This window comes from Microbispora sitophila (assembly GCF_014892245.1).
Taxonomy (GTDB): domain Bacteria; phylum Actinomycetota; class Actinomycetes; order Streptosporangiales; family Streptosporangiaceae; genus Microbispora; species Microbispora siamensis.
The window spans coordinates 84,757-104,761 of record NZ_JADBGC010000031.1 but is presented as its reverse complement, the minus strand read 5'-3'; the positions used below and the strand labels follow the sequence as shown (position 1 = coordinate 104,761).

The window sequence follows — 20,005 nt, the reverse complement described above, 5'->3', positions numbered from 1 at the left end:
TCGCCACGCACCTGCACCAGACCACCGGGCAGCTCCCGTCCGCCGAGGCCCTGCGCTGAAGACGGCGCCCGACGCCCCGTACGAGTGGAGGCGTCCGGCTGTGGCTCAGATCACTCCCGCGGTTTCCCGCGCGCCGCCGGATTTTCCTCCGGCGACGGGTCTTGATATCGAACCGAGTTCCTCCACCCTACGGAGCCTTCGATGTCGAATTCCTTCCAGACCGCCGTCGTCACCGGTGCGAGCCGGGGCTTCGGGCGCGCGATCGCCACCGCGCTCGTCGCCTCCGGCACCGGCGTGGTCGGCGTCGCGCGCGACGAGCAAGAGCTGGACGCCGTGCGCCACGACCTCGGCACGGCCTTCACCCCCCTGCCCGCCGACGCCACCGACGAGACGCTCGCGCACGAGGTGATCCGCGAACACCGTCCCGGCCTGATCGTCCTCAACGCCGGTGCGGCGCCGCACCTGGCGCCCCTGCAGGAGCAGACCTGGGAGACCTTCAGCCGCAACTGGCACGCCGACACCCGGCACGTCTTCGCCTGGATCCGGGCGGGGCTGCGCGAGCCGCTGCCTCCCGGCAGCGTGATCGTCACGATGTCCAGCGGGGCCGTCCAGGCCGGGTCTCCCCTCAGCGGCGGATACGCCGCCGCCAAGGCCGCCATCGGCTACATCAGCCGGTACGCGGCCGAGGAGTCGAAGCGGGCCGGGCTGGACATCCGGCTGGTCGCGCTGTACCCGCAACTGACCCCGGCCACCGCCCTCGGTTCGGCCGCGGTCGCCGCATACGCCGCCCGCCAGGGTGTGGACCCGGGCACCCTCGCCGAAGGAATGCAGCCGATCCTCACCGCCGGACAGGTCGCCAGGGCCGTCGTGGACCTCGCCCACGACGCAGGGAGCGCAGCGGAATACCGGATCACCCCGTCCGGGCCGCGCCCGCTCGACTGATCCGTCCCCCTCCGGTGGGTCTCCTCCGGAGGCAGCAGCGATGCGATCGAATGCGCGGTTCGCCGCCGCCCTGGCCGAGCCGTTCCGGCCGGCGCACCGTCGTCGTCGTACGGCGGGTCTGTGAACAACGTCACATCGCCGTGTCCGGCTGCGGCGACGGGTTTCCGGCCGGCGGCCGGTCTTCATAGCCGTGAACCTCACCGCACCACCAGGAGAGCCCGCGATGCCGAGGAACACCGAGTTCGCCGCCCTGACCGAACCGTTCCGGCGGGAGCTGCTCGCTCACTGCTACCGGATCCTCGGCTCGATCCATGATGCCGAGGACCTGGTGCAGGACACCTATCTGCGAGCATGGCGCGCGTTCGGCCGGTTCGAGGGCCGCGCCTCGGTACGGCAGTGGCTGTACAAGATCGCCACCCGGGCCTGCCTGTCGGCGCTGGAAACCCGTTCCCGCCGGCCGCTCCCGTCGGGACTGGGCGCGCCTTCGGATGATCGAGAGGTGACCCTGGCACTCGGCGAGCCGTCGGCGGCGTGGCTACAGCCGGCGCCGGACAGGCTGCTCGCCACCGGCGACCCGGCGGCGATCGTGGCCGGCAGGACCGGAGTGCGGCTGGCCTTCATCGCCGCGCTCCAGCTCCTGCCCGCCCGGCAGCGGGCCGTGCTGACGTTGCGCGACGTACTGGCCTTCCGTACCGCGGAGGTCGCCGAGATGCTGGACACGACGGCCGCCGCCGTCGACAGCGCGCTGCGCCGCGCCCGGTCCCGCCTGGCCGCGGCCGGACCGGTCGAGGACGACCTGGCCGAGCCGGACGAGGAGACCCGGCGAGTCCTCCTCGACGACTATGTCGACGCGTTCACCCGGGCCGACGCCGACGCGCTGGTGACCTTGTTGCGGGCCGATGTCGAGCTGGAGATGCCGCCGATCCCCACCTGGTTCACCGGCCGGGAGGCCGTCGTCGGGTTCCTGACCGATCACGTACTGGTCGCGGACCTGTGGCGGATGGAGCCCACCCAGGCCAACGGGCAGCCCGCCCTCGTCGTCTACCAGCGCGTGGACGACGGCCGGTACGAAGCGTACGGAGTGCAGGTCCTGACCCTGATCGGGACCCGGATCAGCCGCATCACGACATTCATCGACCCGAGCCTGGTGCCGACGTTCGGTCACGCACCGGCGCTCGCGACCTGAGCCGGGGCCCGGCCTGCACCATCGCACAAGGAAGAAGACAAGGAGATCGCCCTCATGGCGAACATCGCAGACAAGACCGTTCTGATCACCGGAGCCAACCGCGGCCTCGGGCAGGCGCTGGTTGGGGAGGCACTCGGGAGAGGCGCCAAGCGGGTGTACGCCGCCGCGCGCCGTCCTCTGGCTCACCGGGACGGGCGTGTCACGCCGCTGACCCTGGACGTGACCGACCCGGCGCAGATTCGGGCGGCCGTCGACGACGTCGAGATTCTCGATGTCCTCGTCAACAACGCCGGCCTGGCGCTCTACGCCGACCTCGGCGACCGTTCCGCTCTCGAGCAGCTCCTCGCCGTCAACCTCTTCGGTACCTACGACGTCACCCAGGGCTTCCTGCCGCTGCTGACTCGCTCCCGGGGCGCCATCGTCACCATCTCGTCCCTGTCGGCCATCGCGGCCCTGCCGGTCCAGCCGGCTTACGCGATCTCGAAGGCGGCCGCGTTCTCCATGACGCAGGCGCTGCGTGCTCTTCTGGCCGGGCAGGGCGTCGGCGTCCATGCCGTCCTGGCCGGACCCATCGACACCGACATGTCCCGAAATCTCGACATACCGAAGGCGTCTCCGGAGTCCGTCGCACGAGCCATCTTCGACGGGGTGGAGAAGGACGAGGAGGACATCTTCCCCGACCCCCTGTCCGAGGCCATCGCCGAGAGCTGGCCTGGCGGTGCGGCCAAGACACTGGAGCGGCAGTTCAGGGCGTTCGTAGCCGCCGCGTAGCGTCCGCGGCGTCCACAGGCCGGCGCCGTCGCTCAGGGGGCGACCCGGGACAACGCTTCGAGGGGGTCGGCGAGCACCTGGGCGAAGGCCAGTTCCGCCGCCCCCATCAGCGTCGCGTCGTCGCCCAGGGCCGAGGTGCGCAGCCGGACCTGCTCCCGCGTCGCGCGCAGGGTGCCGGTGGCGATCCGGCTGCGCACCTGGGCGGCCGAGCCCAGGTAGATCTCCCGCAGGATGCCGCCGAAGACGACCATCTCGGGGTTGAAGATGTTGACCAGGCTGGCGACGCCGAGCCCGAGCCAGGTGCCCACGTGGGCGAGGGCCTCCTGGGCCATCACGTCGCCCCGGTCGGCGGCGTCGACGACGGCGCGGACCGCGTCCCTGCCGATCATCTCGCCGTACCGGCCGGCGTGCTCCATCAGGGCCGGCTCCCCCACCTCGGCCTCCAGGCAGCCGCGCGAGCCGCAGGCGCACGGGCGGCCGTCGGGGTTGACCACCATGTGGCCCACCTCGCCGCCGTACCCGCCGTACCCCCCGAGGAGCTGGCCGTTCACGATGATGCCGCCGCCGATGCCCACGTCGCCGTGCAGGTAGATCAGGTCGCGGCAGCCGACGCCGATCCCGCGGGTGTGCTCGGCGAGCGCGCCGAGGTTGGCCTCGTTGCCCACCGCCACCGGCAGCCCGAGCGCGAGCCGCTTCGTCAGCTCCTCCCCCAGCGGCACCTCGAACGCGCCGATGTTGGGCCCGATCCTGACCACGCCGTCGGAGGCGCGGACCACTCCCGAGACCGCCGCCGCCGCGCCGACGCAGATCGTGTCCTCGCGCGTCTTGCGCCGCATCTGCCGGGCGAAGCCCGCCAGCGTCCCCACGACCTGTGCCATGTCGAACGGCCCGCGCGCCCGTACGACCTCGCGGCGGTCGAGGATCACGCCGCCGAGGCCGATGCGCGCGGCGGCCAGACGGTCGACCCCGACCTCGAAGGCGAGCACGTAGACGCGCGCCGTCTCCGGGCGGACGACCAGCGACGGCCGTCCCGCCCGGCCGGTGTCCTTGGGCAGCTCCTCCCTGACGAGGCCGGCCGCCGTCAGGTCCGCCGTGAGCGCCATGATGGTGCTCCGGTTCAGCCCCATCAGCGAGGTCAGCTCGGCCCGCGAGGTCGGCCCTCCGAGATGGACGTGCCGCAGCAGCGTCCCGAGATTGTGCTTGCGGATCTCCTCCTGTGAGGGACCGGCGCGCATCATCGGGGCAGCCTCGGATTCCGTGGGGTCGGGGGGAACCTGAGCAGGTCAGGGGTCGGAGATCACCTTATCGGTCCCGATCACGTCATCTTCTGCCGGTCGCCGCCGCGCGCTTCCTCGACAGCGCGTCCACGCCCGCGGCGAGCAGGAGCACCGAGCCGGTCACGACGAACTTGACGCCGGCGCTGTAGCCCATGAGGCCCATGCCGTTCTCGATGACCGCGACCACGGCGCCGCCGAGCAGCGCGTCGAGTGCCCGGCCCTTGCCGCCGAAGAGGCTGGTGCCGCCGATGACAGCCGCGCCCACCGCGAACAGCAGCACGTTGCTGCCGCCGGTGTTGGGGTCGACCGAGTTGGCCCGCGACGCCGCGATGATGCCGCCGATCGAGGCCATGAAGGAGCAGATGACGAAGGCGGAGATGCGGATGCGGTCCACGTTGATGCCGGCCCGGCGGGCGGCCTCGGCGTTGCCGCCGACCGCGTAGATGTGCCGGCCGTACGCCGTGCGCCGCAGCACGAAGGTCCAGACGATCAGCAGGATCACGATCAGCGGGACGACGATCGGCACGCCCTTGAGCGACACGATCGCCGCGTTGCGGCTGCGCTCCAGGTTGAGCACGTACACCGCGACGCCGGCGACCACGGCGAGCGTCACGACCCGGCCGGCGATGACCGCGATGGGAGTGGCCACCAGGCCGCGGGCCGCGCGGCGGCGCGCCTGCAGGAACTGGATGGCGGCGTACGCGGCGACGCCCACGACCAGGGCCACCCAGCCGGCGGCCGGCGGGACGTTCTTGTTCGCGATCGCGAGGATCGTCTCGTCGCGGATCGAGATGTTGGTGCCGTCCTTCACCAGCAGCAGCACGACGCCCTGGAAGGCCAGGAACGCCGCCAGCGTGACCACGAAGGACGGGATGCCGAGCTTGGCCACCAGCGACCCGAGCACCAGGCCGATGACCGCGCCGGTGACCATCGCGGCCAGGACGGCGAGATACCAGGGCCAGCCCTGCAGGGTCAGCATCACGGCGAGCACCGCCGCGCAGACGCCGCTCGCGAAACCGGCGGACAGGTCGATCTCGCCGAGGAGGAGCACGAAGATCAGGCCCATGGCGATGACGGCGACCGCCGCGCCTTGGGTGAACAGGTTGGCGAAGTTGACCGCCGACAGGAAGGCGGGGCGCAGGACCGAGAAGACCACACAGAGGATGACGAGGCCGAAGACCGCGGGCAGCGCCCCCAGCTCACCACCCTTGACCCGCTCGAGGTAGCCCTTGACGTGCCCGCCGAGCGCGGACTCGGCGTTCTCCTGCTTGGGGAGCGTTTCGGTTGTCATGATGCCGCTCCGTTGCCGTTCTTGAGCCCGAGCTCCCCGCTGCGCCCGGAGGTGATCAGTTCCACGATCTGCGCGTGTGTCACTTCGGATGCCTTGACCTGGGCCGCCATCCGTCCCAGGTACAGCGCCGCGATCCGGTCGGACACGGCGAAGACGTCGTTCATGTTGTGGGAGATGAGCACCACCGCGAGACCCTTGTCGGCCAGGCGGCGGACCAGTTCGAGCACCTGGGCGGTCTGCGCGACGCCGAGGGCCGCGGTCGGCTCGTCGAGGATGACGACCTTGCTGTTCCACAGCACGGCCTTGGCGATCGCCACGGTCTGCCGCTGACCGCCGGACAGGCTGGAGACGTGCTGGCGCAGCGACTTGACGGTGCGCACCGACAGGCCGGCCAGGGTCTTGGCCGCCATCTCCTCCATCGTGTCCTCGTCCAGGACCAGACCGCTGCGGCGTTCGCGGCCGAGGAACATGTTCTGCACGATGTCGAGGTTGTCGCAGAGGGCGAGGTCCTGGTAGACGATCTCGACGCCCAGCGCCGCCGCGTCCCTGGGCCCGCTCACGTGGACCCGCTCGCCATCGAAGAAGTACTCGCCCGAGTCGATCGGGTGGATGCCGCCGATGCACTTGACCAGCGTCGACTTGCCGGCGCCGTTGTCGCCGACGAGTGCTGTCACCTCGCCCGGATAGGCCGAGAAGGCGACGTCGTGAAGGACCTGCACGGGGCCGAAGCTCTTGTTGATGCCGCGCAGTTCCAGGATCGGTCCCTGGGACACGATGGGCTACTCCGTAGATCGATGGGGCCGGTACGGCGCCGTTCTCCGGGCCGCCTCTCGTCGCTCCGGGCGGTGCGGGGCGCCCTGTGCCTGGTCAGAACGGTGCCAGGTCAGGACGGGGCGCCCCGCACGGTGCTCGTCGCGGCTCAGCACGTCACCCGCTCAGGGGGTCCGCGTCGCCGTACGCACCCGGTGGATGGATGGTGCTTAGCTGATGCCGGCCTCGGTGCACTTGTCGGCGAAGTCGCCGGTGCACAGCTCGTCCTTGCTCACGAAGCCGTCGGCCACGACGTCCTTGACGTTGTCGAAGAAGATGGCCTGGGGCTCCAGCAGCACGGAGGGGACGTCGCGGTTGCCCTCGGTGTCCTTGACCGTGCCGCTCGCCTGCGGCTTCTCGCCCTTGGCCAGCGAGACGGCGAGCTGCGCGGCGGCGTCGGCCTCCTTCTTGATGGCCTTGTAGACCGTCATGCACTGGTCACCGGCGAGGATGTTCTGCAGGCCCTGCACGGTGGCGTCCTGGCCGGTGACCGGGACCTTGCCGTTCAGCTTCTGCTTCTTCAGCACCGAGATCGCGGCGTTGCCGAGGCCGTCGTTGGCGGCGAGGACACCGGCGATCTTCGGCTCCTGGGTCAGCATCTGCTCGAAGATCGTGCCGGCCTGGGTGTTGTCCCAGTCCGGAACCGACTGGTCCGGGCCCTTCTTGTAGTCGCCGGAGTCGTACTTCGGCTGCAGCACGCTGTCGTAGCCCTGCTTGAACAGGGTGGCGTTGTTGTCGGTCGGCGAGCCGTTCAGCTCGGCGATGATCGGCTTGTCGGCCTTCTTGTCGGTCAGGCACTTGACCAGGCCCTCGCCCTGCAGCTTGCCGACCGCCGTGTTGTCGAACGACACGTAGTAGGAGGCGCTGCCGCCGAGCGTGAGGCGGTCGTAGTCGATCGTCGCGACGCCCTGCGACTTGGCCTTGTCCAGCACGGCCTTGCCGGTGCCGCTGTCGAGGTTGACGATCATCAGGACGGTGGCGCCGTTGGTGATCATCTGGTCCGCGATCGTCTGGAACGCGGTCTTGTCGCCCTGGGCGTTCTGGATGTCGTACTGGACACCCGCCGCCTTGAACGCCTCCTCCAGGTACTTGCGGTCGGCGGTCTCCCACCGGGCGGAGGACTTGCTGTCCGGCAGGATGACGCCGATCTTGCCGGGCTTGGCGTCACCGGCGGCGGCCGACGAGGGGGCGCCGCTTGACTGCGCGGAGGTGTCACCGCTCTCGCCCCCGCAGGCGGTGAGACCGAGGGTGAGCGCCGCGGCCGCGGCGCCGATGCTGAGGATCCCCTTGCGCATGATGCGTGGGTCCTTTCTTTGACTGGGGGTCTATGAGGGGGTGCGGCCGAGCCGGTGCCCCTTCCCGCCGTCTGGGCAGATCTTGTGGGCTGTAGGCACCTTGGCCACCCGGTACGGCAGGGGCCGGGTCACGGCGTTCACCGCTCCAGGGAATGTTGTTTGAGACAACGTAAGCCCAAAGCCCAGGTGGTGAAAGACACAGGACGGTAACGTTTGTTGTTCGCGGTAACAATGAAGAAACGCACGATCAACATCGGACGTCGTTCCATCCCGCCCCATTCGGCGGGTGATCGTGACACGTTCGTGACCCCGGGACTCCTACTGTCGGCGAGGACGCCCCCCGCGTGTGGCGGCGGGGCCGGCGATGCGGAGGCCGGTGATGCCCCAGCCCGTCCTGTCCTGCCAGTCGCTGAGCTGCCGCGCCGGCGGCCGTGCGGTCGTGCGCGACCTGTCGCTGGACGTCGCGCCGGGCGAGCGCGTCGCCCTCGTCGGCCCCTCGGGCTCGGGGAAGACCACTCTGCTGACCACGCTCGGCGGCCTGCTGGCGCCCGCCTCCGGCCGCGTGCTGGTCGGCGGAGTGCCGCTCGGCGAGCGCCCGGACCTGCGCCGGGAGACCGCGCTGGTCTTCCAGTCCTACGGCCTGCTGTCGCTGCTGACCGCCGCGGAGAACGTGGAGGTCGCCCTGCGCGCCGCGGGCCGTACGGCCGGGGAGGCACGGGCCGAGGCGGCCGAGGCGCTGGCGCGCATGCGGCTCACGGCCTATGCCGAGCACCTGGTCGAGGAGCTGTCCGGCGGCCAGCAGCAGCGGGTGGCGGTCGCCCGGGCCCTCGCGCTCCGGCCACGGGTGCTGCTCGCCGACGAACCGACGGCCGAGCAGGACAAGGTCAACCGGGCGCTGGTGCTGGAGGCGCTGCTCGCGTCGCCCGCCGCCCTGGTCGTGGCCACCCACGATCCGGAGGTGGCCGGCCGGTGCGACCGCGTGGTCGAGTTGCGGGCGGCGGTGAGCCGGTGATGACCGCTCCGGCGAACGCGCCCACGAGTGCGGCCGTGCGCTGCGACGGCGTCGTGCAGATCTACAAGACCAGGGAGATCGAGGTCGTCGCGCTGCGCGACATCGACCTGGTCGTCGAGGACGGCGAGAGCGTCGCGCTGCTCGGGCCTTCGGGAGCGGGCAAGTCCACCCTGTTGTGGCTGCTCGCGGGGCTGCTGCGGCCGAGCGCGGGACGGCTGTGGCTGGGCGGCGCCGAGGTCGGCAGGCTCGGCCCGCGCGCGCTCGACCGGCTGCGGGCCGCCCAGATCGGCGTCGTCCTGCAGAATCCGGCCCGCAACCTCATCCCGTACGCCTCCGCGGCGCAGAACGTCGCCTTCGCCCAGCGGGCCGTACGGCGGCGGGCCCGGCGGCCGGCGGTCGAACTGCTTGAGCGGGTCGGTCTCACCTCCGTGCGGGACCGCCCGGCCGGGCTGCTGTCGGGCGGCGAGCAGCAGCGCCTCGCCGTCGCGATCGCGCTGGCCAACCGGCCCCGCCTGCTGCTCGCCGACGAGCCCACCAGCCAGCTCGACGCGGAGTCGGGCCGGGCCGTGGTCGAGCTGATCAAGGAGATGGGGTCCACGTCCGTGGTGGTCACCCACGATCCCCGGGTCGGCGAGGCCATGAGCCGTACGGTCACCATCAGGGACGGGCGGATCGGCGCCGAGGGCAGGGACGGGGAGGACTTCGTGGTGATCGGGCGCGAGGGCGCGGTCCAGCTTCCGCCCGAGTATCACGAACTGCTGCCACCGGGGTCGATGGCCCGGGTCGAGCCGCTGCGCGACGGCGTGATCCTGCGGAGGGCCGGCGAATGACGCTCCGCGGTCTGTGGCGGCGCCGGTGGCTGTCGCTCGCGCTTCTCGTCGTGGCCGCCGTCACGGTGGCCGCCGCGTCCCTCGGCCCCCTCTACGCCCAGGCGGCGCGCTCCGCCGTGCTCCGCGACGCCCTGGACACCGCCCCTCCCGACCACCGGGGCTGGCGTGTCACGTCGGTGCGGGGCGACGCCGCCGATCTCGCCCGCCGGGTGTCCGTGCCGTACCTGCGGCCGCCCGTTCCCGGCGCCGAACTGCTCAGCCCGGACCCGCGGGGCAAGAAGACCTATCCGCTGATGTGGCAGGAAGGGCAGTGCGGCCACGTGACGCTGCTCAGGGGCCGCTGCCCGCGCTCCGCCATGGAGATCATGGTGACCCGCGCGTCCGGATTCCGGGTCGGCGCGGACGTGAAGCTCACCTCCATCACGACGCGGGAGGACGGCGAGGAGCGCCTCGTGCCGCTGCGCGTGGTGGGGATCTACCGGCCCGACCCCGGCGACCCCTTCTGGTTCGGCCGCAACCTGTTCCCCCAGACGGCCGGCGTGGGCGAGGGGAACGGCGACCCGCTTCTCACGGTCCCCGAGACGCAGACGCTGTCGGGCCTGCCGGCCGGCGCGAGCGCCGCCGACGCCGCCGCCGGGAACGCCTGGACCGGCTTCGCGATCGTCTACACCGACCCGCGGATGATCAACGGGGGTGACCTGGCCGGGCTGGAGTCGGCGCACGCCCGGCTTGCGGGCATGGGGCGGAGCGGGGACGCCGTCACGGTCTTCACCCACATGGACGACACGCTCGCGCGGATCCGCCGCCAGATCGACTCGCTGTCGGTGCCGGTGACCCTCGTGACCCTGCAGCTCGTGGCGCTGGGCTGGCTGCTGCTGTTCCTCACCGTGCGCGACCTCGTCGCCGCCCGCGCCCCGGAGACCGCCCTGGCCCGGCTGCGCGGCCTGAGCACCGCGCGGATGTGGGCCTTCGGTCTGTCGGAACCCGTGGTGCTGCTGCTGGCGGCACTGCCGCTCGGTCTGGCCGCCGCGTGGGCGGTGTCCGCGCGGCTGGCCGGCGAGTTCCTGCGCGCGGACGTGCCCGTCACGCTGGACGGGCCGACCGCGCTCTACGGCCCGGCCGCCGTCGCGGGCGGGCTCCTGGCTGCCGCCGCGGCGGCGTGGAGCGCGATCACGCGTCCCGTGGTCGAGCAGTGGCGGCGCACCCCGCGCGCCCGGCGCCGCACCTGGATCCCCGAGGCCGTGGTGCTCGCCCTCACCGGCGTCGGTCTCGTCGAACTGCTCGCCGGCGGCCCGATCAGCGGCGCCGCCGGGCAAGGAACCGGAGCCCTGCTCGCGCCCGGCCTGCTCGCGGTGGCGTTCGCGCTGCTCGCGCGGCGCCTGCTGCCGCTCGCGTGCGCCGCGTTGTTCCGGCTCACCCGCTCGCGCGGCGGGATCGCGCCCTTCCTCGCCGTACGCCAGATCGCCCGTGGGAGCGCCACCGGCAGCACGGTGATCGTGCTCGGCGCGGGGCTGGGCCTTGCGGTCTTCGCCGTCGCGGCGTGGTCGGTGACCTCGCGCAACTTCGCCGAGGTGGCCCGCGTCCACAACGGCGCGGAGACCGTGTTCGTCGTCCGGGCCGGGGACGCCGCGACGCTGCGGCGGGTGTCGGCCGGCATCCCCGGCAGCGCGCCGGTCATCCGAATGCCCGGGCCGCCCGTCATGCTGGCGACCGACCCCGGCAGGTTCGCCGCCGTCGCGCTGTGGCGCCCGTCGTACGCGGGAGGCCGCGCGCTGGAGGAATTGATGCCGCGCCTGGCGGCCCCCGTGGCTCCCCGCGTGCCGCTCACCGGCGACCGGATCCGGGCGCGCCTCGCCGTGGGCGACATCCCTCCCGGCTGGACGATCGTCCTGTTCGCGAACGTGCGGGTGCCGGGACAGGACCGGCCCTCGGTGCTCCCCCTCGCCCGGCCCCGGCACGGGCGGACGGTCTACGAGTGGGGGTTGCCCCCGGCCTGCCGTACGGGGACCTGCGAACTGCGCGGGCTGCGGGTCCAGTCCACGCCCACCGGCACCAGCGACTTCGAGCATCCGCCTGGCGACCTGGGCGTCGTCGGGCTGGACGTGCGGCGGGACGGCCGCTGGACCGCCCTCGACGCGGGCCTCACCGACCGGGCGAGGTGGCGGCCCGCCGTGGCAGGGCAGGCCGGGCTCGTCCTGTCGATGTCTCCCTGGAGTGGCGCGGCCGGTGGTGCGGGCGCGGCCGTGCCCGCCACGTTCTCCGATCCGCTGCCCGCCCTGACCAACGGGACGCCCGGCAACCGGAAGCTGCCCGGCCTGGACGACAGCTTCGCCTCCGGGTACGCCCCGGCCGTGCCCGCCGCCGCCGTGCCCGGCCTCGACGCCGCCGGCGGGGTGGTCGACATCGAACTGGCCGATCGGGCCGCGTACGGATACTCGGACAAGGCCGAGTTCGAGATCTGGGCGGCGCCGGGCCGCGCGGGCGCGGTCCTCACGGGCCTTCGCGCCGCCGGAGTGCCGGTCCTGGCCACCCGCACCACCGCGGGCCTGCGGACCGGTTACGCGAGCGAGGGGCCGGGCCTCGCGCTGATCCTCCTCGTCGTGGCGGCGGGCGCCGCCGCCCTGCTCGCCCTCGGCCGCGCCGTCCTGGCGCTGTACGCGGCCGCGCGGCGGCGCACCCTGGAACTGGCCGCGCTGGAGGCGGCGGGGGCCCGCGCCGGCCCGCTGCGACGCTCCCTGCTGATCGAGCAGGCCGTGACGCTGACGTGGGCCGGTCTCACCGGCGTGCTCGCCGGCGTGACGGCCGCCCGCGTGGCGCTGCCCCGGGTGCCCGAGTTCGCCGAGCCGCCGCTGACGCCGGCGCTCGCGTACACGATCGTCCCCGGCCCCGTCATCCTCGTGGCCGCCGCCGCCCTGGCCGCCTGCCTGGTCGCCGCCGCGGCGACCGCCGAACTGCTCCTGCGCGGCGTCCGGGTCGAGCGCCTGCGGGAGGCGTCGGCCTGACTCGATCCGCGGACCTGCCGGCTACCCGCCGTGGCCCGGGGGCGGCCCATAGGGCGGCTGCCCATGGTGCGCGGGCTGCACGGGCTGCATTGCCACACTGCCGATCTTGGGAAGGGCTGTCCAGCCTGCCGGAGCCTCGGGCGCCCGGACCCTGGGTGGCATGGAACCACTCACCGGGGTCCGCTCCGGCGGCCGGCACGCGGGCGCGCTCAGTGGGCGAGGCTCTGCCCGAGCAGCGCGCAGGCCGAGACGGCGGCCACCGCCAGGACGGCCGTACGGACCCGCCCGCCGTCGAGGTAGCGGCGCAGCGGCCCCGAGACCGCGAAGCCGAGCAGGACGAACGGCACCAGCGCCGCTCCGGCGGCCAGGGCGCGCGGCGGCAGCTTGCCGAGGAGGGCGAAGAGGACGAGCGACTGGGCGGCGCTCACGCAGAAGAACATCGCGAGTGTCGCCCTGATCTGCGGGCCGCGGGCGCTCTGGTAGACCAGGGCGATCGGCGGGCCGCCGATCCCGGTGGCCGTGCCGGTGATCCCCGAGAGGAACCCGGCGGCCGTCAGCGTCGCGCCGTTGCGCGGCACGGCGACGGCGCGGGCGGTCAGCACGACGGCGACCAGCACCATCACGCCGACCAGCACGCCGAGCGTCACCGTGCTCACGTAGACGACCACGAGGGCGCCAATCGCGCTGCCCGGGAGCCTGCCGAGCAGGGCCCACCCCGCCCCCCGCCACTCGGCCCTGCGCCACTCCCTGGCCAGGGTGAACAGCGGCATCGCCATGTTGACGACCTGGACCGCGCCGGGCATCACCGTCGGGTCGAGCAGCGTGATCAACGGGGAGGCCACCAGGCCCAGCCCGAACCCCACCCCGCCCTGCACGACCGCCCCGATGAAGACCGCCGTTCCCCCGATGAGCAGCAGCGCCGCGTCGTGATCCATGCGCGGACCCTAGCGGCGCGCCCCACCGCCCCGGCAACCGGTTATCCACGCCCAGGAACTCGGACAATCACCGTCAGTAATCGAAATATGTCGCGAGAGTAATCAGAGCCTTCGCAGACTCCCACGCGGCGACATCGCCATAGCACTTTTTGTAGACAGGATCGTAGCCTCGCGATATGGGGAGCGAGCAACGCCACACGACGATCCGGGTCAGCACTCTTACTCGCGACAAGGTCGCGGCAATCGCCAAGCAGGAAGGCAGACCCATGACAGCAGTGATCGACGACGCCGTCGCGGAGTACGAGCACAAGAAGTTCTGGGAGGAGATGCACGCGGCAGTCGAGCGGACCCGGCGGGAGGACCCGGAAGGGTGGGCCGACTACGTGGCCGAGACGGCCGTATTCGACCGCGCCGCCTCGGACGGCCTCGAACCCGAGGACTGGTCTGCACACCTCGATCGAAAGGAGTTCGATGCGGATAAACCGCGGTGACCTGTGGCTGGCCGACTACGGTCAGCCGCTGGGCCGTGAGCAGGGCGGGCCGAGGCCGACAGTGATCATGAGCGGCCGCGCGGTCAACGACGTGCGGATGGGCCTGGTGCTCACCGTGCCGCTGACGACCACGGAGCGCGGCTGGCCCAGCCACGTCGAAATCGACCCGGGCACGGGTCTGGAGAAGCAAAGCTGGGCGATGGTGGAGCAGTTCCGTGCCATCTCCGTGGAGCGGCTGACCAAGAGGATCGGCTGGGTGGAGGAGCCCACGCTCGCGAAGATGCGCACCATCCTGAGCTATCTCATCAGGGCGTAGGCGAGCCGCGAACCGATTGGAGCACCTCCCCTGCTCCGAGGACGGGAGCGGGAGTTCCTTGTGCCGCGCGGCCAGGAGTCGGGCCTTCTACGGGTGACACCGGCCCGTCGGAGGGCCGGGCCGGCGGCCCGGTGGTCGACCGGGCCGCCGGTTCGTGGCGGACGCGCTGTCTGCGCGTTGCGGGCCTCGTCAGCTCTTGGCCGGCCTTCAGCTCTTGGCGAGCAGGGAGCGCAGGACGTACTGCATGATGCCGCCGTGGCGGTAGTAGTCGGCCTCGCCGGGCGTGTCGATGCGCACGACGGCCTGGAACTCGACGTCCCCGGCCCGCACGGTGACGGTGGCGGGGGTCGAGCCGGTGTTGAGCTCCTCGACGCCGACGATGTCGAAGGTCTCCTCGCCGGTCAGGCCCAGCGACTCGGCGCTCTCACCCTCCGGGAACTGCAGCGGCAGCACGCCCATGCCGATCAGGTTCGACCGGTGGATGCGCTCGTACGACTCGGCGATGACGGCGCGCACGCCGAGCAGCGCGGTGCCCTTGGCCGCCCAGTCACGCGACGACCCCGAGCCGTACTCCTTGCCGGCCAGGACGACCAGCGGGATGCCGGCGGCCTGGTAGTTCTGCGACGCGTCGTAGATGAACGCCTGCTCCCCGCCCTTGGTGAAGTCGCGGGTGTACCCGCCCTCCACGCCGTCGAGCAGCAGGTTGCGCAGCCGGATGTTGGCGAACGTGCCGCGGATCATCACCTCGTGGTTGCCGCGGCGGGAGCCGTACGAGTTGAAGTCCCTGACCTCGACGCCGTGCTCGCGCAGGTAGCGGCCCGCCGGCGTGTCGGCCTTGATCGAGCCCGCAGGCGAGATGTGGTCGGTGGTGACCGAGTCGCCCAGCTTGGCCAGGACCCGGGCGCCCCTGATGTCCGTCACCGGCTCGGGCTTGGCGGGCATGCCGTCGAAGTACGGCGCCTTGCGGACGTACGTCGACTCCGGGTCCCACTCGAAGGTGTCGCCCGTCGGGATCGGCAGCGACTGCCAGTGCTCGTCACCCTTGAACACGTCCGCGTAGTCGCGCTGGAACATGTCCTGGCTGATCGACTCCGACACCACCGCCGCGACCTCCTCGGGCGCGGGCCAGATGTCCTTGAGGAAGACCGGCTGCCCGTCGGAGCCGACGCCGAGCGGCTCGTTGTTCAGGTCGATGTCCATGGTCCCGGCCAGCGCGTACGCCACCACGAGCGGCGGCGAGGCCAGGTAGTTCATCTTGACGTCGGGGTTGATCCGGCCCTCGAAGTTGCGGTTGCCCGACAGCACGGCGGTGACCGCGAGGTCGTTCTCCTGGATCGCCGCGGAGATCTCCGGCTCCAGCGGGCCGGAGTTGCCGATGCAGGTGGTGCAGCCGTAGCCGACGAGGTTGAAGCCCAGCTTGTCCAGGTAGGGCTGGAGGCCGGACCGCTCGAAGTAGCCGGTGACGACCTGGCTGCCCGGGGCGAGCGAGGTCTTCACCCAGGGCTTGCGCGACAGGCCCTTGTCCACCGCGTTCTTCGCCAGCAGGGCCGCGCCGAGCATGACGTACGGGTTGGAGGTGTTCGTGCAGGATGTGATCGCGGCGATCGTGACGACACCGTGGTCGATCTCGAACGACGTGCCGTCCGACAGCGTGACCGGGGTCGGCCGGTGCGGCCGCTCGCCGTTGCGCCGCACGGCGTGCGGCACGTCGCCCGCCCCGCTGTGCGAGATCGCCGGCGAGTCCGACGCCGGGAACGACTCGGCCGACGCCTCGTCGGCGGGGCCCTCGATGCACTCGTCCGTGACGTACGTCCGGACCGCCGCGCGCCAGGCCGACTTGGCGTCCGCCAGCGGGATGCGGTCCTGCGGGCGCTTGGGCCCGGCGATCGACGGGACGACGGTCGACAGGTCGAGCTCGATGTACTCGCTGAAGACGGGCTCGGGCGCCGAGGGGTCGAGCCACAGGCCCTGCTCCTTGGCGTACGCCTCGACCAGCGCGACCTGCTCGGGCGAGCGGCCGGTGAGCTTCAGGTAGTCGATGGTCTGGCCGTCGATCGGGAAGATGGCGCAGGTGGAGCCGAACTCGGGGCTCATGTTGCCGATCGTGGCGCGGTTGGCCAGCGGCACGCTGGAGACGCCCTCGCCGTAGAACTCCACGAACTTGCCGACCACGCCGTGCTTGCGCAGCATCTCGGTGATCGTGAGCACGAGGTCGGTCGCGGTGGCGCCGGCCGGCAGCTTGCCGGTCAGCTTGAAACCGACCACCCGCGGGATCAGCATCGAGATCGGCTGGCCGAGCATCGCGGCCTCGGCCTCGATGCCGCCGACGCCCCAGCCGAGGACGCCGATGCCGTTCTCCATCGTGGTGTGGGAGTCGGTGCCCACGCAGGTGTCCGGGTACGCCTTGCCGTCGCGGGTCATGACCACGCGGGCCAGGTGCTCGATGTTGACCTGGTGGACGATGCCGGTGCCCGGCGGGACGACCTTGAACTCGTCGAACGCCGTCTGGCCCCAGCGCAGGAACTGGTAGCGCTCGCGGTTGCGCTCGTACTCCCGCTCGACGTTGCGGACGAAGGAGTCGGGGTGACCGAAGAAGTCGACGATGACCGAGTGGTCGATGACCATCTCGGCCGGCGCGAGCGGGTTGATCTTCGCCGGGTCGCCGCCCAGGTCGCGTACGGCCTCGCGCATGGTGGCGAGGTCGACGACGCAGGGCACGCCGGTGAAGTCCTGCATGATCACGCGGCCGGGGGTGAACTGGATCTCCACGCTCGGCTGGGCGTTCGGGTCCCAGCCCGCGATGGCGCGGATGTGGTCGGCGGTGATGTTCGCGCCGTCCTCGGTGCGGAGCAGGTTCTCCAGCAGGATCTTGAGGCTGTACGGGAGGCGCGCCGACCCCTCGACGGCGTCCAGCCGGTAGATCTCGTATGACGCGTCACCGACGCGCAGCGTGTCACGGCTGCCGAAGCTGTTCGCGGACACGAAGTTCGCCTCCCCAGGGTTCCGGGCTTGTCACAGGTTTCGTGTGCATCCTCCCGCACGCACGGGACACTCCTGACAATTAGGTTGCCCTAACCTGTGCGGCTCGGCGGATGTCTCGACGTCAAGATATCGCTCAAGATATCTCGACATCAAGTTACTAGTGGGTAGGCTGTCGGCCATAGGACTGCCGTCGGCAAACAGCCGAATTTTTCGGCTTTCGGGAAGATCCTGCGGACGCTTCGGAACGCGTCCCCGCTCAGGCGGGCATGAGCCGCAGGCAGAACAGCGCGATCACCACGATCGACAGGGCGGGGCCGAGGAACTGCTTCTCGAACGCCTTGCCGGTCTTGATGCCGATGTCCCACGGCAGGAGCCAGCGCCCCTTGATCGGCCATAAGACGGGACAGCCGCGCTCGGTCAGGCAGTCGCCGATCACGTGCACCAGGCAGCCGACCCCGATGGCCAGCCCCAGCCAGGAGTAGGTGACCCCAAGCGTCATGAAGCTCAGGAACAGCCCCGCGGTGAGTCCCACGTTCACGATCGCGGAGGTGAGCGTCTTGCCGGGCACGCCGATGCCCACGGCGCGGATCGCCAGGCCGATCATCAGCACGACCAGGATGTCGCGGCCGATGGCGTAGCGGTCGCCGAGCAGGTGCGCGCCCACCCCCATCAGGACGCTGAACAGCAGCGAGTGGGTGGCGTGCCGGTGCCCGCCGCTCACGAAGTTCACACCCTTGCTGAGCAGCCAGGTCACCGGTCCGAACGTCTGGGCGATCGTGGCACTGGGATGGTCGAGATCGGGCAGCATGGCCGCGCCCGCGCACACCACGGCGCCCGCGACGAGCTCGGGCGGGGTCAGGATCGGCCCCGTCATCGTCGCCAGCTCCGGATGTCCCACCGCTTCCGGCAGCGCCACCAGGGCCGGCGCGACCGCCAGCCACACCGCCGCCCCACTGAGGGCGTGCGAGTGCCCCATCATGACAAGATCACGCTTTGAGACTGTACGGCAAAGCACCGACAAATTCCGCGAAGCGCCCACCCACCCTGACCCGTGTCGCCCCCGCCACACGGCGGCGGCGGGAACGTGCCACAAGGCTTCGGCGACCCCGAGCATGCCGCGCGGGGGCGGCCGGAACGACAAAGACGGGATCGTCCCGCTCCAAGAGCACCCCCCAGCCCTCTCAGAGCAGAACGATCCCGTCTTCGTGAGAGATAACGCTACGGTCTCGGGGCCTGTTCCCCCTACTCGAAAAACTTCCTCGTGAGCTATGTCACTCTTACCTGGGGATTGTCGCCAGAACGCTCGCGATATATCGTTGAGCCATCGAGAACGGATCGTGAACCAGACGAATCGGGCACCAGAAGGGGGCACTGCGATGAGTTCGGCACACACGGTCGGCGGACCCTGGGCCGGCCCGGAGTTCGGCCACAGGCTCAGACACGAGATGCGCCGACACATGCGGCGCGCGATGCACGAGGCGTTGATGAAGGGGGCAACCATGTGGCACCAGGAAAATCACGAGGGCGGGGGCCCTCACGAGCACCGGCACAGGGGCGGCATGCGGGGGCGCGGCCCGTGGGGCGGCTTCGGGCCGGGCCCGTTCGGGCCGCCGTGGGCGGGCGGCAACTTCCCGTTCGGCCCCCGGGGCTTCGGACGGCCCAGGAAGGCCAAGCGCGGTGACGTACGGGCGGCGATCCTCGCCCTGCTCGCCGAGGAGCCGCGCAACGGCTACCAGATCATCCAGGAGATCGCCGAGCGCAGCCAGGGCGGATGGAAGCCCAGCCCCGGCGCGGTCTACCCGGCGCTGCAGCAGCTCACCGACGAGGGCCTGGTGCGCGCGGAGGAGACCGACGGGCGCAAGACGTTCCAGCTCACCGAGGCCGGGCGTGCCTACGTCGAGGAGCACGGGGACGAGGTCCGGGCCCCCTGGGAGGAGATGACGCCGGACATCGGGGACAACGTCCACGAGCTGTTCGACCTGTCCAGGCAGGCGGCGTCCGCGCTGTTCCAGATCGCCCACTCGGGCACCGAGGGGCAGGTCAGGCAGGCGAGGCAGGTCCTGACCGAGACCAGGCGGCGGCTGTACCAGATCCTCGCCGACGGCGACCCTGTGGAGGAATGACGATGGTCTCCCCCGACGAGCCCGCCGCCGGCGGCGGCGCACACCACCCCCGCGGCGGCGCGCCGGGCGCCGGAGCCGCGGGCCACGCCCGGCCGAGCGGCCCGGCGTACGGCGCGTCCGCGCACGGCGGGCTGCGGATCGGCGACCGGGAGCGCGACGAGGTGACGCGGCTCCTGCACGACGCGTTCGCGCAGGGCCGCATCACCCGCGAGGAACTCGACGAGCGCCTCGACGCGACGCTCTCGGCGCGCACGGCCGAGGACCTGCGGCGGGTGACCGCCGACCTGCCCGGCGCGTGGCCGGGCGACGCCCGGACGGAGGGCGCGCCGGGCAGTGCCTCGGGCGGCCGCCGTTGGGCCGGCGACGCGCGGGCCGGGGGCCCGTGGCACCCGGGCTTCCCGTCCGCCGGCATGCCCGGTTTCCCGGGCTCCCCTGTGGGCGCGCGCCCCGGGCCGTACGGTCCCTTCCGGCCCGGCGGCCCGCACTTGGCGCAAGGCAACTGGGGACAAGGCAACTGGGGAGGCATGGTCCCGCGGCGGAACGGCCACCGTCCGCATCCGGCGATGTTCCTCATCCCGGTGGCCGCGATCGTCGTCCTGGCGGCAGGTCCGATGTGGCCGCCGTTCCTGGTGCTCAAGCTCCTGTTCGTCGTCCTGCTGGTGAAGGCGGTGCTCGGCATGGCCCACCACCGGCGTCATCACCGGCACTACACGCGGCACTGACATCCGGCACTGACTTCGGG

At 71.8% G+C, this 20,005-nt stretch carries 17 protein-coding genes; 10 read left to right on the top strand and 7 right to left on the bottom strand.

Going from position 1 to position 20,005, the window contains the following annotated elements:
* The first annotated feature begins 201 nt into the window (after positions 1-201).
* From IL992_RS39425 to IL992_RS39415, 3 genes are all read left to right on the top strand, one after another.
* Positions 202-942 (top strand): SDR family oxidoreductase, encoded by a 741-nt coding sequence (locus IL992_RS39425; RefSeq protein WP_193208397.1) that lies wholly within the window; start codon positions 202-204, stop codon positions 940-942.
* Positions 943-1,165: 223 nt separating this feature from the next.
* Entirely contained in the window at positions 1,166-2,128 is a 963-nt protein-coding gene (locus tag IL992_RS39420) for an RNA polymerase subunit sigma-70 (protein ID WP_193208396.1), read from the top strand.
* A gap of 54 nt (positions 2,129-2,182) precedes the next feature.
* Complete coding sequence (locus IL992_RS39415) at positions 2,183-2,899, top strand: SDR family NAD(P)-dependent oxidoreductase (protein WP_193208395.1); 717 nt, start codon at positions 2,183-2,185, stop codon at positions 2,897-2,899.
* Between the two features lie 32 nt (positions 2,900-2,931).
* Here the strand turns inward: IL992_RS39415 and IL992_RS39410 are convergent, their stop codons facing one another.
* From IL992_RS39410 to IL992_RS39395, 4 genes are all read right to left on the bottom strand, one after another.
* Positions 2,932-4,134 (bottom strand): ROK family transcriptional regulator, encoded by a 1,203-nt coding sequence (locus IL992_RS39410; protein WP_193208411.1) that lies wholly within the window; start codon positions 4,132-4,134, stop codon positions 2,932-2,934.
* A gap of 85 nt (positions 4,135-4,219) precedes the next feature.
* On the bottom strand, positions 4,220-5,467 hold the full coding sequence (locus IL992_RS39405) for a sugar ABC transporter permease (RefSeq protein ID WP_193208394.1): 1,248 nt from the start codon (positions 5,465-5,467) through the stop codon (positions 4,220-4,222).
* Positions 5,464-6,240, bottom strand: a complete 777-nt coding sequence (locus IL992_RS39400; protein ID WP_030505450.1) for an ATP-binding cassette domain-containing protein — start codon at positions 6,238-6,240, stop codon at positions 5,464-5,466. The genes IL992_RS39405 and IL992_RS39400 overlap by 4 nt, the downstream gene beginning before the upstream one ends.
* Before the next feature lie 207 nt (positions 6,241-6,447).
* Positions 6,448-7,572, bottom strand: coding sequence for a sugar ABC transporter substrate-binding protein (locus IL992_RS39395; RefSeq protein WP_193208393.1), 1,125 nt, complete (start codon positions 7,570-7,572; stop codon positions 6,448-6,450).
* A 379-nt stretch (positions 7,573-7,951) separates the two neighbouring features.
* Here IL992_RS39395 and IL992_RS39390 point away from each other — a divergent pair, with 379 nt between their 5' ends.
* From IL992_RS39390 to IL992_RS39380, 3 genes are read left to right on the top strand one after another with little or no spacing between them, the layout of a single operon-like run.
* Complete coding sequence (locus IL992_RS39390) at positions 7,952-8,584, top strand: ABC transporter ATP-binding protein (RefSeq protein ID WP_193208392.1); 633 nt, start codon at positions 7,952-7,954, stop codon at positions 8,582-8,584.
* Positions 8,584-9,414 carry an ABC transporter ATP-binding protein gene (locus IL992_RS39385; protein WP_193208391.1) on the top strand — a complete coding sequence of 277 codons (831 nt, stop codon included), beginning with the start codon at positions 8,584-8,586 and terminating at the stop codon, positions 9,412-9,414. The genes IL992_RS39390 and IL992_RS39385 overlap by 1 nt, the downstream gene beginning before the upstream one ends.
* Positions 9,411-12,416, top strand: a complete 3,006-nt coding sequence (locus IL992_RS39380; RefSeq protein WP_193208390.1) for an FtsX-like permease family protein — start codon at positions 9,411-9,413, stop codon at positions 12,414-12,416. Before IL992_RS39385 ends, IL992_RS39380 begins: the two co-directional genes overlap by 4 nt.
* Positions 12,417-12,625: 209 nt before the next feature.
* Here IL992_RS39380 and IL992_RS39375 read toward each other — a convergent pair whose 3' ends face one another.
* Positions 12,626-13,351 (bottom strand): sulfite exporter TauE/SafE family protein, encoded by a 726-nt coding sequence (locus IL992_RS39375; RefSeq protein ID WP_193208389.1) that lies wholly within the window; start codon positions 13,349-13,351, stop codon positions 12,626-12,628.
* Positions 13,352-13,527: 176 nt separating this feature from the next.
* On the opposite strand from IL992_RS39375, the gene IL992_RS39370 reads away from it, so the two are divergent.
* Both IL992_RS39370 and IL992_RS39365 read left to right on the top strand, forming a co-directional pair.
* Entirely contained in the window at positions 13,528-13,842 is a 315-nt protein-coding gene (locus tag IL992_RS39370; protein WP_193208388.1) for a hypothetical protein, read from the top strand.
* On the top strand, positions 13,823-14,158 hold the full coding sequence (locus IL992_RS39365) for a type II toxin-antitoxin system PemK/MazF family toxin (protein WP_193208387.1): 336 nt from the start codon (positions 13,823-13,825) through the stop codon (positions 14,156-14,158). Before IL992_RS39370 ends, IL992_RS39365 begins: the two co-directional genes overlap by 20 nt.
* A gap of 207 nt (positions 14,159-14,365) precedes the next feature.
* Here the strand turns inward: IL992_RS39365 and IL992_RS39360 are convergent, their stop codons facing one another.
* Together IL992_RS39360 and IL992_RS39355 are read right to left on the bottom strand one after the other, a co-directional pair.
* Positions 14,366-17,140, bottom strand: a complete 2,775-nt coding sequence (locus IL992_RS39360; RefSeq protein WP_193208386.1) for an aconitate hydratase — start codon at positions 17,138-17,140, stop codon at positions 14,366-14,368.
* A gap of 256 nt (positions 17,141-17,396) precedes the next feature.
* Positions 17,397-18,119: a metal-dependent hydrolase gene (locus IL992_RS39355; protein ID WP_193208385.1), complete on the bottom strand. Its 723-nt coding sequence runs from the start codon at positions 18,117-18,119 to the stop codon at positions 17,397-17,399.
* A gap of 520 nt (positions 18,120-18,639) precedes the next feature.
* Here IL992_RS39355 and IL992_RS39350 point away from each other — a divergent pair.
* Together IL992_RS39350 and IL992_RS39345 are read left to right on the top strand one after the other, a co-directional pair.
* The gene (locus IL992_RS39350) at positions 18,640-19,263 is read left to right on the top strand and encodes a PadR family transcriptional regulator (RefSeq protein ID WP_226874625.1); all 624 of its coding nucleotides are present in this window, start codon (positions 18,640-18,642) and stop codon (positions 19,261-19,263) included.
* A 2-nt stretch (positions 19,264-19,265) separates the two neighbouring features.
* A complete protein-coding gene (locus IL992_RS39345) occupies positions 19,266-19,985 on the top strand; it encodes a DUF1707 SHOCT-like domain-containing protein (protein ID WP_193208383.1) in 720 nt (239 codons plus the stop codon).
* The last annotated feature ends 20 nt before the right edge of the window (positions 19,986-20,005 follow it).

Bases quoted from the DNA above. Each gene is read 5' to 3' on its own strand.
- IL992_RS39425 (WP_193208397.1), top strand. From the start codon at position 202: ATGTCGAATTCCTTCCAGACCGCCGTCGTCACCGGTGCGAGCCGGGGC.
- IL992_RS39420 (WP_193208396.1), top strand. From the start codon at position 1,166: ATGCCGAGGAACACCGAGTTCGCCGCCCTGACCGAACCGTTCCGGCGG.
- IL992_RS39415 (WP_193208395.1), top strand. From the start codon at position 2,183: ATGGCGAACATCGCAGACAAGACCGTTCTGATCACCGGAGCCAACCGC.
- IL992_RS39410 (WP_193208411.1), bottom strand. From the start codon at position 4,134: ATGCGCGCCGGTCCCTCACAGGAGGAGATCCGCAAGCACAATCTCGGG.
- IL992_RS39405 (WP_193208394.1), bottom strand. From the start codon at position 5,467: ATGACAACCGAAACGCTCCCCAAGCAGGAGAACGCCGAGTCCGCGCTC.
- IL992_RS39395 (WP_193208393.1), bottom strand. From the start codon at position 7,572: ATGCGCAAGGGGATCCTCAGCATCGGCGCCGCGGCCGCGGCGCTCACC.
- IL992_RS39390 (WP_193208392.1), top strand. From the start codon at position 7,952: ATGCCCCAGCCCGTCCTGTCCTGCCAGTCGCTGAGCTGCCGCGCCGGC.
- IL992_RS39385 (WP_193208391.1), top strand. From the start codon at position 8,584: ATGACCGCTCCGGCGAACGCGCCCACGAGTGCGGCCGTGCGCTGCGAC.
- IL992_RS39380 (WP_193208390.1), top strand. From the start codon at position 9,411: ATGACGCTCCGCGGTCTGTGGCGGCGCCGGTGGCTGTCGCTCGCGCTT.
- IL992_RS39375 (WP_193208389.1), bottom strand. From the start codon at position 13,351: ATGGATCACGACGCGGCGCTGCTGCTCATCGGGGGAACGGCGGTCTTC.
- IL992_RS39370 (WP_193208388.1), top strand. From the start codon at position 13,528: ATGGGGAGCGAGCAACGCCACACGACGATCCGGGTCAGCACTCTTACT.
- IL992_RS39365 (WP_193208387.1), top strand. From the start codon at position 13,823: ATGCGGATAAACCGCGGTGACCTGTGGCTGGCCGACTACGGTCAGCCG.
- IL992_RS39355 (WP_193208385.1), bottom strand. From the start codon at position 18,119: ATGATGGGGCACTCGCACGCCCTCAGTGGGGCGGCGGTGTGGCTGGCG.
- IL992_RS39350 (WP_226874625.1), top strand. From the start codon at position 18,640: ATGTGGCACCAGGAAAATCACGAGGGCGGGGGCCCTCACGAGCACCGG.
- IL992_RS39345 (WP_193208383.1), top strand. From the start codon at position 19,266: ATGGTCTCCCCCGACGAGCCCGCCGCCGGCGGCGGCGCACACCACCCC.